Source organism: Stenotrophomonas maltophilia group sp. Smal32 (genome assembly GCF_030237085.1).
Classification (GTDB): Bacteria; Pseudomonadota; Gammaproteobacteria; order Xanthomonadales; family Xanthomonadaceae; genus Stenotrophomonas; species Stenotrophomonas maltophilia_Q.
In genome coordinates this window covers 1-11,468 of record NZ_JASJSI010000129.1, presented here as the reverse complement: position 1 = coordinate 11,468, position 11,468 = coordinate 1, and the positions used below count along the sequence as shown (strand labels likewise).

The following is an 11,468-nucleotide window of genomic DNA, read 5'->3' as shown; positions in this document are numbered from 1 at the left end:
TGCGTGGATGAATTTCTGTCAGATATCGAGATCAATCTGGGGTCGGATCCATTTTCCTGTGGAAAACGGATCCGACCCCGTGCCATTCCGACAACTCGCGGAAAACTGTCGAAGGCGGGGTGGGTCCGGTTGAGGGGGCGTGAGCCGCATGGATGCGGCGACCGAGCTTACATGGACGTACTTGCAGCGTCCCCCTCAACCGGACCTACCCCGCCTACCCACGGATAGCCAGCTTTTGCTGTTGCTTCGGCTTCGGCTTCGGCTTCGGCTTCGGCAGGTGCAGGGCTGCAAGCCCTGCCGAACACCCCCTACCGCCGGGGAGCCAGCTGCTCCAGCAGTTCCCAGGACTTCAGGCCCTTGGCCCCCAGATGATGGGCCAGCACCCGCCGCATCGGCAGGCGCAGGCTGGCCAGGTCGGCCGCATCGGGCTCCTCGTCGGCCGCCAACGCCAGCAATGCCGAGCCGGTGGCGGCGGCGCGGCGCTCGCCGCCGCGCTCGCTGAGCAGTCGTTGCGGCCCTTCCTGCGGGTCCAGTTCGTAACGTGCCGCCGGGTCGATCGGCTGGCCGTCGCTCGAACTGTCCAGTTCGAAGCCCAGGCCCAGTGCGGCCAGCAGTTCGCGCTCGAAGCGACGCAGGGTCCAGGCCAGGCCGGCACCCACCGCCAACCGCGCGCGCGCTTCGCCATAGGCCAGATACAACTCAGGCAACGGGTCCTGGCGAGGGGCCAAGCGCAGGGTCAGTTCACTCAGGTAGAAGCCGGCCAGCATCGCCTGGCCGACCAGCCGCGGTGCGGCATCCAGCGCCTCGGCGCCACGCAGCTGGGCCAGTTCACCGCGCTGCTGGGCACTGAAACGGATCCACTGCAGCGGCTGCAGGGCGGCACGCAGCACCTGCCCCTTCGCGGTTGAAACACCACGCGCGAGCAGGCCGATGCGGCCATGCTGCGCGCTCAACAGCTCAACCAGCAGGCTGGTCTCGCGGTAGGCCCGTGCATGCAGCACGAAGCCGGTGTCGTCCTCGATCATCATCGAAGCGACCGCAATGACTTACTCGTAACCGAAGGCCTTCAGCGCGGCCTCGTCATCGGACCAGCCTTCGCGCACGCGCACCCAGGTCTCAAGGAACACCTTGGCCCCGAACAGACGCTCCATCTGCAGGCGGGACTTGGCACCGATCTCCTTGAGGCGGGCGCCGCCCTTGCCGATTACGATCGCCTTCTGGCCTTCGCGCTCGACCCAGATCACCGCACCGATGCGCAACAGGTTGCCGTCCTCGGTGAAGCGTTCGATCTCAACGGTGGTGGCGTACGGCAGCTCTTCGCCGAGCTGGCGCATCAGCTGCTCACGTACCAGTTCGCCGGCCAGGAAACGCTGGCTGCGGTCGGTGATCTCGTCCTCGCCAAACATCGGCGGCGCTTCCGGCAGCAGCTTCAGTACGTCGCGCACCAGTGCTTCCAGGCCGTTGCGCTTCTGCGCCGAGATCGGATGCACGGCAGCGAAATCACGGCCCTCGGTCACCTGCTGCAGGAACGGCAGCAGCGCGCCTTTTTCCTTCAGACGGTCGATCTTGTTGACCACCAGCACCACCGGAATGCCGGCATCGCGCAGCACATTGAAGGCCAAGCTGTCTTCTTCATCCCAGCGACCGGCCTCGATCACCAGCAGGCCGGCATCGACACCCTCCAGCGAGCCGCGCGCGGCACGGTTCATCACCCGGTTCATCGCCCGCTTCTGCACCTTGTGCAGGCCGGGGGTGTCGACCAGCACGAGCTGGCCTTCCGGATAGGTGGCGATACCCAGCAGGCGATGGCGCGTGGTCTGCGGGCGGTTGGAAACGATGCTGACCTTGGCGCCGACCAGGGCATTGGTCAAGGTCGACTTGCCCACGTTCGGGCGGCCGATGACGGCCACGCTGCCGCAATGATGGGGAGTTTGTTCGCTCACTTGGAATCCAGTTGTTCTAGGACGGCCGCAGCCGCCTGTTGTTCGGCAAGCCGCCGCGAGGCGCCTTCGCCCTCGGTGCTGGCGGCCGGGTCGGCTACGTTGCAGCGTACCCGGAAGTGCTTGGCGTGGTCGTCACCGGATTCTGACACCAGTTCATACTGCGGCAACGCCTTTTGTCGGGCCTGCAGCCATTCCTGCAGGCGGGTCTTGGGGTCCTTCTCGGGGCGGCCGGAGGCCGGCAGCGCCTCGATCGAAGCGCTGAACCAGGGCAGTACCACCGCCCGGCAGGCCTCGAAGCCGGCATCCAGGTAGATCGCAGCCACCACGGCTTCCACCGCGTCGGCCAGGATCGAGTCGCGGCGATGGCCGCCGGACTTCATTTCGCCCGGGCCCAGGGTCAGCCGCTCGCCCAGCTGCAGGGTGCGCGCGATCACCGCCAGCGCGCCTTCACGCACCAGCTCGGCACGGGCACGGGTCATCGCCCCTTCGTCGGCCTTGGGCCAGCGTCGGTACAGCGCCTCGGCCGCCATCATGTTGACGATGCTGTCACCGAGGAACTCCAGACGCTCGTTGTGCGGCGCACCGGCACTGCGATGGGTCAGCGCCTGCTTGAGCAGGGCCGGATCGCCGAAGGGATGACCGATGAGGTCGCCGCGTTGGATGAATTTACTGGGCACCGCTTCGTGTCAGGTCCTGGGAAGAATCGAATTTGCCAACCACATCGAGGTTGCCGATCAGCTGGCGACGCACTTCGTAGTTGACCTTGAGGGTCCAGCCATTGTCGCGACGGTCGAACTTCACGTTGGCCGGCTTCACATTGTCCGAGTAGTTGATGTACAGGCGCTTGAAGAACAGGTCCTGGATGCGCGACGGCTCCATGCTGCCCACGCCCGGCTCGTTGGCCAGGCTCTTCATCGCCGAGCGCACGGCGTAGTACTCCTGGTACATCGGGAACAGCTTCATGCCGATGTAGAGGAAGAAACCCACCACGATCAGGACCGTCAGGAACGAGGTCAGGGTCATGCCACGCTGCGTGTTCATCGTCTTCATTGCGTTCTCCCCAGATACGCGCTGGATGTGAAGGTACTCGGTTGATGCCCGGTCAGTTGATGCTCGAGCCGATCCGCGACGGCTCGAAGCCATCCTTGCAGAACCAGCCCTGGCAGTTCAGCCAGATCAGGAAGGCCTTGCCGCGCAGGTTCTCTTCCGGCAACAGGCCCCAGAAACGGCCGTCGTCGCTGTTGTCGCGGTTGTCGCCCATCACCAGGTACTTGCCGGCCGGCACGGTCCACTGGCCCTGGCCACGCGGGTAGTCGGTCTCCAGCACCGTGTGGGTGCGGCCCGGCAGGTGCTCGACCAGGAGGTTGGCGCCTTCGCCCTGGCCCTTGTGGCCGGCGTAGATGCCCTTGTTGTCGTACTTCAGCGGCTCGCCATTGAGGGTCACGCCGTCGCCTTCGAAGACCACGGTGTCACCCGGCACGCCGATCACGCGCTTGATGAAGTTCTCGCCCTTGGCCGGGTCGTTGTCGCTGTGGCCGGGGAAGTGGAACACCACCACGTCGCCACGCGAAGGCTCGCCGAACGGCACGATCTTGGTGTTGCTGATCGGCAGGCGCAGGCCGTAAGAGAACTTGTTGACCAGGATGAAATCGCCGATCAGCAGGTTCGGCATCATCGAGCTGGACGGGATCTTGTACGGTTCGGCAATGAAGCTGCGCACGATCAGCACGATCGCCAGCACCGGGAAGAACGCACGCGAGTAATCCACCAGCACCGGCTCGGAGTCGAGCAGGCCGGCGCGCTGGGCGCGACGCTTGGCGAGGTACAGCTTGTCCGCAAGCAGGATCAGGCCCGAGGCCAGGGTCAGCACGACCAGGAGGATCTCAAACAGTTTCATTCAGGGTCCTTTGCAACGTCACCGGACGACCGGCCCCGCAGGGCCGGTGCGGGATTACTTGTTGTCCATCTGCAGCACGGCCAGGAACGCTTCCTGCGGGATCTCCACACGACCGACCTGCTTCATGCGCTTCTTGCCTTCCTTCTGCTTTTCCAGAAGCTTCTTCTTGCGCGAAACGTCGCCACCATAGCACTTGGCCAGCACGTTCTTGCGCATGGCCTTGACCGTGGTACGGGCGATGATCTGCGAGCCGACGGCGGCCTGGATGGCGACGTCGAACATCTGGCGCGGGATCAGGTCCTTCATCTTCTCGCACAGCTCCCGGCCACGGCGGTCGGCATGGCTGCGGTGCACGATCAGCGACAGCGCATCGACCTTGTCGCCGTTGATCAACACATCCACGCGCACGAACGGGCCGGCGTCGAAGCGCACGAAGTGGTAGTCCAGCGAGGCATAGCCACGGCTGACCGACTTCAGCTTGTCAAAGAAGTCCAGCACCACCTCGGCCATCGGCAGCTCATAGCTGATCTGCACCTGGCTGCCCAGGTAGTTGATGCCGATCTGGCTGCCGCGCTTTTCTTCGCACAGCTTGATGATGTTGCCGATGTACTCCTCGGGGGTGAGCACGTTGGCACGGATGATCGGCTCGCGGATCTCCTCGACCTGGTTCACCGGCGGCAGCTTGGCCGGGTTGTCCATGTTGATGATCGAGCCATCGGTCTTCAGGACTTCATACACCACCGTCGGCGCGGTGCTGATCAGGTCCAGGTTGTATTCGCGCTCCAGGCGCTCCTGCACGATTTCCATGTGCAGCATGCCCAGGAAGCCGCAGCGGAAGCCGAAGCCCATCGCCTCGGAACTTTCCGGCTCGAAGCGCAGCGCGGCATCGTTCAGGCGCAGCTTGTCCAGCGCTTCGCGAAGGTCCGGGTAGTCCTCGGCGTCGACCGGGAACAGGCCGGCGAACACGCGCGGCTGCATTTCCTGGAAGCCGGGCAGCGGCTTCGGTGCGGGGTCGCCGGCCAGGGTCAGGGTGTCGCCGACCGGCGCACCGTGCACGTCCTTGATGCTGGCGGTGACCCAACCCACTTCACCGGCACGCAGCGCCGGCAGCACTTTCCGCTTCGGCGTGAACACGCCGACGTTGTCGACCTGGTGGTTGCGGCCGGTGGACATCACCTGCAGCTTGTCACCGGCCTTGATCTCGCCCTGCATCACGCGCACCAGCGAGACTACGCCTAGGTAGTTGTCGAACCACGAGTCGATGATCAGCGCCTGCAGCTTCTCGGTGTCGCGCGGCGTCGGCGGCGGGATGCGATGCACGATCGCTTCCAGCACGTCCTGCACGTTCAGGCCGGTCTTGGCGCTGACCGGCACGGCATCGGAGGCGTCGATGCCGATCACGGCCTCGATCTCGGCCTTGGCACGCTCGATGTCGGCGGTCGGCAGGTCGATCTTGTTGATCACCGGCACCACTTCCAGGCCCTGCTCCACCGCGGTGTAGCAGTTGGCCACCGACTGCGCTTCCACGCCCTGGGCCGCATCGACCACCAGCAGCGCGCCTTCGCAGGCGGCCAGCGAACGGCTGACTTCATAGGAGAAGTCGACGTGGCCGGGGGTGTCGATGAAGTTCAGGTGGTAGGTCTGCCCGTCCTTGGCCAGGTACGGCAGCGACACCGACTGCGCCTTGATCGTGATGCCACGCTCGCGTTCGATCGGGTTGGAGTCGAGCACCTGCGCTTCCATCTCGCGGGCCTGCAGGCCACCACAAAGCTGGATGATGCGGTCGGCCAGCGTGGACTTGCCGTGGTCGACATGGGCGATGATGGAGAAGTTGCGGATGTTCCGCATCGAATCAGAAGACATAGGTGGCGGCGGCGCGCGGCGTCGTCAGGGTAACGGTCGATTATCGCATGCCCGGCGCCCCGCCGCGAAAGCGGTCTCATCGGGGCGGGCCCGGAACGGCCGAAGCCCCGCCAGGGCGGGGCTTCGGGGGACGAACAAGGGCCGCGTGGGCGGCCCCGGGCGAGCCTTACTGGCCGGCCTTCACCGCCACGAAGGCGCTGTTGCCGTTGCCTGTGCGCACCAGCAGCATCACCACATCGTCCTTCTTGTAGCTGGACAGCGCCCGGTTCAGGGCCTCCATGCTGCCAACCGGGGTGCGGCCGACCTGCAGGATCACCATGCCCGGAGACAGGCCGGCATCACGCGCTGCCTGGCCCTTGACCCCGGTGATGCGCACGCCTTCGTTGCCATCCAGGCCGAGCTGCTTGCGCTGCGGCGCGGTCAGGTCGCTCACGTCCAGACCCAGCAGGGCATTGGCGCCGGCCTGCGGTGCCGCATCGGGCTTGGCGGCAGCGGCCGCACGAACATTGCCCTGCCCGTCTTCGTTCAGCGCCGTAAGGGTGGCGCTGAGATCGCGCTGCTTGCCGTCGCGGATCACGCCCAGGGTGACCCGGCTGCCCGGCGCCATCGCGCCGATCAGCGGCGGCAGGTCGGACCAGCTGTTGACCGGACTGCCATTGACCGAACGCACCACGTCGCCGATCTGCACACCGGCCTTCTCCGCGGCACTGCCCGGCACGATCTGGTTGACCAGCGCACCACGGCTGTCCGGCAGGCCCAGGCCCTGCGCCTTCAGCGCATCGATCGGTTCGACCACCGCGCCGAGCTGGCCGCGGGTGACCTTGCCACTCTTCTTGATCTGCTCGACCGCGCTCATCGCCAGGTCGATCGGGATCGCGAAGCTGATGCCCATGTAGCCGCCGGAGGCGGAGAAGATCTGCGAATTGATGCCGACCACCTCACCGCGGGTGTTCAGCAACGGACCACCGGAATTGCCCTGGTTGATCGCCACGTCGGTCTGGATGAAAGGCACGTAGCGCTGGTCGGCACCGCCGGTGCTGCGGCCCAGTGCGCTGACGATGCCGGCGGTGACGGAATGGTCGAGGCCGAACGGCGAGCCGATCGCGACAACCCACTGACCCGGCTTCAGCGTGTTGGAATCGCCCACGCGCACGGTCGGCAGGTTCTTGCCATCGATCTTCAGCAGCGCCACGTCGTACTGCTGGTCGCTGCCCACCACCTTGGCGTTGAACTCACGGCTATCGCCCAGCTTGACCTTCACGTCACTGGCATCGGCCACCACGTGGTAGTTGGTCAGCACGTAGCCATCGGGCGAAATGATGAAGCCCGAGCCCATGCCACGGCCCTTGATGCTGGGGCCGCCGTCCTGCCCACCTGGTCCCTGCCCCGGCATCGGGAAGTCCGGGCCAAAGAAGCGGCGGAAGAACTCCGGCATGTCGTCGTCACCGCCCATCGGGCCCCGCGAAGCCTGACGGTTGTTGCGGACGATGGTCGTGTCGACGTTGACCACACCCGGCCCGACCTGTTCAACAAGGTTGGTGAAATCGGGCAGGCCGCTGACCAGCGGCTGCGCCGGTACCCTCGGCGCGGCGGCCGGCGCAGCCTGGGTCGGGGCGGCCGGAGCCGGGGCCTGCGCGCAGGCCATCAGCGGCAGGGTCAGGGCCAGCAGGCCCATGGCCTGCGTGCGGAGTCGGGGAGTCATCGGACGGCAACCTCCGGATCGGATGGAAAGAGGAATACGGGCCCCGCCGATGGCGGGGCGTGAAGGCGCCCGGCTCAGTCGCGCGGGCGCGGCGGCAACGGCAGGTCGTCCTGCAGGCGCGGCTCGAACGGGTAGAACGCGGCGCCACCGGTATGGGCCGGGAAACTGGCATTGAGCGCGCCGCCGGCGGCAGGCGCCAGGCTGGAACGCGGCCACGGCCGGGCCTGCAGCCCACTGACCTCACCAAACGGCATGTCGCGGCCGGCACTGGCCGGTACGGTCGGGATCAGCGGCGCCTGCGCAGCAGCCACCGCGCGCTGTGGCACGTCCTCGCGCTGGGCGGCACGCGCGGCCTGCTGGCTGCGGGTGGCACTGGCGCGGCGGCTGTCCTGGCGGCGACTGGCAGCGGCCATCGCCAGGGCGGGAGCCGCCGCCACGGCCATCGCCGCAGTGTCTGCAGAGGCCTCGGTCATCGGGGCAGGATCGGTCGGTGCGGCCGGAAGCTCTGCCTGGCTGGCGATCACCTGCGGTGCCAGCGGCTCGCCCGGGGTGGCTTCCTTCAGCTTCTCACCGCCCATGAACAGCGCCACCGCCGCCACCGAAGCGGCCAGTGCGGCACCACCGCCCCAAGCCCGCCAGCCACTGCGACGCACTTGACGGCGCGGCTCGGCCTGCGGCGAAGGCTCGGCGGCGATGGCGGCAGCCACGGCGGCACTGAACCCGGCAGGCGCCAGTGCCGACGCCTGCCCGCGCATCACATCGCCCAGCAGCTGCCAGCGCTCCTGGCAGCCGGCCAGTTCGGGGTCATGCTCCATCCGGCGCAGCAGGAAGCGCGCTTCATCAGCGCCCAGCTCGCCATCGACCAGGGCCGACAGCTGCTCGCGATGGCGCTGGTCCAGGCGCTGCCCGGCGGGCGATTGATGGTTCTGCGATTCGTTGAACGGATTACTGGTCATACGCGGCTCTTCTCACGGGTGGCGCTGCCGATGTCCAACAGCGGCCGGAGTTCGGTGTCGATCGCCTCGCGCGCCCGGAAGATCCGTGAACGCACGGTGCCGATCGGGCACCCCATTTTCTGCGCGATTTCCTCGTAGCTCAGGCCTTCCACCTCGCGCAGGGTGATCGCCGACCGGAGCTCTTCCGGCAGCGCGTTGACGGCCTTCATCACCGTCTGTTCCAGCTCCTGGCGCATCAACTCGCGTTCGGGCGTGTCGGTGTCGCGCAGGCGCGTACCGCTGTCGAACTGTTCGGCATCGCCGATGTCGATGTCATCGGTCGGTGGCCGTCGATTGTGTGAAGCCAGGTAGTTTTTGGCGGTATTCACGGCGATTCGATGCAACCAGGTTGAGAACTGGGCATCGCCACGGAAACTTCCGATCGCGCGGTAGGCACGGATGAAAGTGTCCTGGGCGACGTCCTGACATTCGCTCCAGTCGGCGATGTAGCGACCGACCAGGGCCACCACGCGATGCTGGTACTTGCGCACCAGGACATCGAACGCGGCGCTCTCGCCGTGCTGCACGCGCCGGACCAGCTCCAGGTCCAGCTCCTGAGGTGTATCAACATCGGCCATGAGGGGCCGCACTCCTGTCAGCCCAACCGACGTCGGGCAATGAGACTGCCAATCCCGGGAAAAGTTCAGTCGCCGATCACCTGGCGCCGCACCAGCTTTTAACCACCGTTCCGTTAGCGTCCCGGTCCACGGCCATGGATCCGGGGTCGCCACTCCCCTGCTATTGGGATTTGACGCGGGGGAAACAACCTCTGGATCATAGCCGCTTCTCCATACACAACCGGATGGAACGTCCATGCTCTCAGGCTTCGATGGTCTCCGCTTCAGCCACTGGCACCCCGAGATCCGCGACGACGGCGTGGTGGTTCTCTCCCTGGATCGTCAGGACAGCAGCGTCAATGCGATGTCGCAGGACGTGCTGCTGGAACTGGGGGACCTGCTGGAACGCATCGCACTGGACCCACCCAAGGGCGTGGTGATCCAGTCGTTGAAGAAGGCCGGGTTCATTGCCGGCGCGGATCTGAAGGAGTTCCAGGAATTCGATCGTCGCGGCACCGTCAACGATGCCATCCGCCGCGGCCAGGCCACCTACCAGAAGTTGGCCGAGCTGCCCTGCCCGACCGTGGCGGCCATCCACGGCCACTGCCTGGGCGGCGGCACCGAGCTGGCACTGGCCTGCCGCTACCGCGTGGCTTCCAATGACAGCAGCACCCGCATCGGGCTGCCGGAAACCCAGCTCGGCATCTTCCCCGGCTGGGGCGGAAGCGCGCGCCTGCCGCAGCTGGTGGGCGCCCCGGCGGCGATGGACATGATGCTGACCGGCCGCACCCTGTCGGCCTCGGCCGCGCGTGGCATCGGCCTGGTCGACAAGGTGGTGGCACCGGCAGTGGTGCTCGATACCGCCGTGGCGCTGGCCCTGTCCGGCACCACCCGCCCGTTCAAGCAGCGCGCCACGGCGTGGGCGACCAACACCTGGCTGGCCCGCACCCTGCTGGCGCCGCAGATGGTCAAGCAGGTCGCGCGCAAGGCGAAGAAGGACCAGTATCCGGCGCCGTATGCGCTGATCAGCACCTGGCAGCGCAGCGGCGGCAAGCCGATCCAGGCCCGCCTGGACGCCGAACGCCGTGCGGTGGTGAAGTTGGCCAGCACGCCGACCGCGCGCAACCTGATCCGCATTTTCTTCCTGACCGAGCGCCTGAAGGGTCTGGGCGGCGGTGATTCCGGCATCCGCCATGTGCACGTGGTCGGCGCCGGCGTGATGGGTGGCGACATCGCCGCATGGGCCGCTTACAAGGGCTTCGAGGTGACGCTGCAGGACCGCGAGCAGCGCTTCATCGAACCTGCCATGGAACGCGCGCAGGCGCTGTTCGCCAAGAAGGTGCGCGACGAGAGCAAGCGCCCCGCCGTGGCCGCACGCCTGCGTGCCGACCTGGAAGGCAACGGGGTGGCCGAAGCCGACCTGGTGATCGAAGCGATCATCGAGAATCCGGAAGCCAAGCGCGCGCTGTACCAGACGCTGGAACCGAAGATGAAGCTGGACGCGCTGCTGACCACCAACACCTCGTCGATCCCGCTGGTGGAGCTGCGCGACCACATCCAGCGCCCGGCGCAGTTCGCCGGCCTGCACTACTTCAACCCGGTGGCGCAGATGCCGCTGGTGGAGATCATCCATCACGACGGCATGGCGCCGGAGACCGAGCGACGCCTCGCCGCGTTCTGCAAGGCGCTGGGCAAGTTTCCGGTACCGGTGGCCGGCAGCCCGGGCTTCCTGGTCAACCGCGTGCTGTTCCCGTACATGCTGGAAGCAGCCACCGCGTACGCCGAAGGCATTCCAGGCCCGGTGATCGACAAGGCCGCCGTGAAGTTCGGCATGCCGATGGGCCCGATCGAACTGATCGACACCGTGGGCCTGGACGTGGCGGCGGGCGTGGGCCGTGAACTGGCGCCGTTCCTCGGCCTGCAGATTCCGGCGGCCTTGCAGACGGTGGAGCCGGACAAGCGTGGCAAGAAGGATGGCCAGGGCATCTACACCTGGGAAAACGGCAAGCCGAAGAAGCCGGACGTGGCCAGCGATTACCAGGCCCCGGCCGATCTGGAAGACCGCCTGATCCTGCCGCTGTTGAACGAAGCCGTGGCGTGCCTGCACGAAGGCGTGGTGGCCGATGCGGACCTGCTGGATGCGGGCGTGATCTTCGGTACCGGCTTTGCACCGTTCCGTGGCGGTCCGATCCAGCACATCCGTGCGGTGGGTGCCGATGCGATCGTCGAGCGGTTGAAGGCGCTGCAGCAGCGCCACGGTGACCGTTTCGCCCCGCGCCCGGGCTGGGACAACCCCGCCCTGCGCGAACCGGTGGTGTGAGTTTATCGGCCGGGCCTGCGGCCCGGCACCCGCAGAGGCAACGTCAAGTTCCACAGCAGAAGCCAGAGCCAAAGCGGCTCTGGCTTTTCTGTTTGTTGGGCGGGGGGGGGGGGGGGGGGGGGGGGGGGGGGGGCCCCCCCCCCCGCGGGGGGGCGGCGGGCGCGGGCCGCCCGCGCCCCCCCCCCCCCCCC

General features: G+C 67.0%; 10 protein-coding genes. 1 reads left to right on the top strand and 9 read right to left on the bottom strand.

Translation table 11 applies throughout. The features are described from left to right. Window positions 1–308: 308 nt before the first annotated feature. The 9 genes from recO to rpoE all read right to left on the bottom strand — a co-directional run bounded on the left by recO (window position 309) and on the right by rpoE (window position 8,978). Window positions 309–1,028, bottom strand: a complete 720-nt coding sequence (gene recO, locus QRO91_RS20050) for a DNA repair protein RecO (protein ID WP_049429921.1) — start codon at window positions 1,026–1,028, stop codon at window positions 309–311. A gap of 18 nt (window positions 1,029–1,046) precedes the next feature. After that, window positions 1,047–1,943, bottom strand: coding sequence for a GTPase Era (gene era, locus QRO91_RS20045; RefSeq protein WP_005410599.1), 897 nt, complete (start codon window positions 1,941–1,943; stop codon window positions 1,047–1,049). Beyond that, window positions 1,940–2,620, bottom strand: coding sequence for a ribonuclease III (rnc, locus tag QRO91_RS20040; RefSeq protein WP_049429923.1), 681 nt, complete (start codon window positions 2,618–2,620; stop codon window positions 1,940–1,942). The genes era and rnc overlap by 4 nt, the downstream gene beginning before the upstream one ends. Continuing rightward, window positions 2,610–2,993: a DUF4845 domain-containing protein gene (locus QRO91_RS20035; RefSeq protein ID WP_005410601.1), complete on the bottom strand. Its 384-nt coding sequence runs from the start codon at window positions 2,991–2,993 to the stop codon at window positions 2,610–2,612. Before QRO91_RS20035 ends, rnc begins: the two co-directional genes overlap by 11 nt. A gap of 52 nt (window positions 2,994–3,045) precedes the next feature. Further along, window positions 3,046–3,840, bottom strand: coding sequence for a signal peptidase I (gene lepB, locus QRO91_RS20030; RefSeq protein ID WP_049429924.1), 795 nt, complete (start codon window positions 3,838–3,840; stop codon window positions 3,046–3,048). 54 nt (window positions 3,841–3,894) lie between these two features. After that, window positions 3,895–5,688, bottom strand: coding sequence for a translation elongation factor 4 (gene lepA / locus QRO91_RS20025; RefSeq protein WP_005410603.1), 1,794 nt, complete (start codon window positions 5,686–5,688; stop codon window positions 3,895–3,897). A 181-nt stretch (window positions 5,689–5,869) separates the two neighbouring features. Continuing rightward, the gene (locus QRO91_RS20020; protein WP_049429925.1) at window positions 5,870–7,405 is read right to left on the bottom strand and encodes a DegQ family serine endoprotease; all 1,536 of its coding nucleotides are present in this window, start codon (window positions 7,403–7,405) and stop codon (window positions 5,870–5,872) included. Between the two features lie 74 nt (window positions 7,406–7,479). Beyond that, the gene (locus tag QRO91_RS20015; protein ID WP_197651207.1) at window positions 7,480–8,361 is read right to left on the bottom strand and encodes an RseA family anti-sigma factor; all 882 of its coding nucleotides are present in this window, start codon (window positions 8,359–8,361) and stop codon (window positions 7,480–7,482) included. Then, complete coding sequence (gene rpoE / locus QRO91_RS20010) at window positions 8,358–8,978, bottom strand: RNA polymerase sigma factor RpoE (RefSeq protein ID WP_005410606.1); 621 nt, start codon at window positions 8,976–8,978, stop codon at window positions 8,358–8,360. The genes QRO91_RS20015 and rpoE overlap by 4 nt, the downstream gene beginning before the upstream one ends. Window positions 8,979–9,213: 235 nt before the next feature. Between rpoE and QRO91_RS20005 the strand changes: the two genes are divergently transcribed. Then, the gene (locus QRO91_RS20005; protein ID WP_049429927.1) at window positions 9,214–11,277 is read left to right on the top strand and encodes a 3-hydroxyacyl-CoA dehydrogenase NAD-binding domain-containing protein; all 2,064 of its coding nucleotides are present in this window, start codon (window positions 9,214–9,216) and stop codon (window positions 11,275–11,277) included. Window positions 11,278–11,468 lie beyond the last annotated feature (191 nt).

Coding starts and splice junctions, on each gene's coding strand:
- QRO91_RS20015 (WP_197651207.1), bottom strand. CDS start 8,361: ATGACCAGTAATCCGTTCAACGAATCGCAGAACCATCAATCGCCCGCC.
- recO (WP_049429921.1), bottom strand. CDS start 1,028: ATGATGATCGAGGACGACACCGGCTTCGTGCTGCATGCACGGGCCTAC.
- lepB (WP_049429924.1), bottom strand. CDS start 3,840: ATGAAACTGTTTGAGATCCTCCTGGTCGTGCTGACCCTGGCCTCGGGC.
- QRO91_RS20005 (WP_049429927.1), top strand. CDS start 9,214: ATGCTCTCAGGCTTCGATGGTCTCCGCTTCAGCCACTGGCACCCCGAG.
- QRO91_RS20020 (WP_049429925.1), bottom strand. CDS start 7,405: ATGACTCCCCGACTCCGCACGCAGGCCATGGGCCTGCTGGCCCTGACC.
- QRO91_RS20035 (WP_005410601.1), bottom strand. CDS start 2,993: ATGAAGACGATGAACACGCAGCGTGGCATGACCCTGACCTCGTTCCTG.
- rpoE (WP_005410606.1), bottom strand. CDS start 8,978: ATGGCCGATGTTGATACACCTCAGGAGCTGGACCTGGAGCTGGTCCGG.
- lepA (WP_005410603.1), bottom strand. CDS start 5,688: ATGCGGAACATCCGCAACTTCTCCATCATCGCCCATGTCGACCACGGC.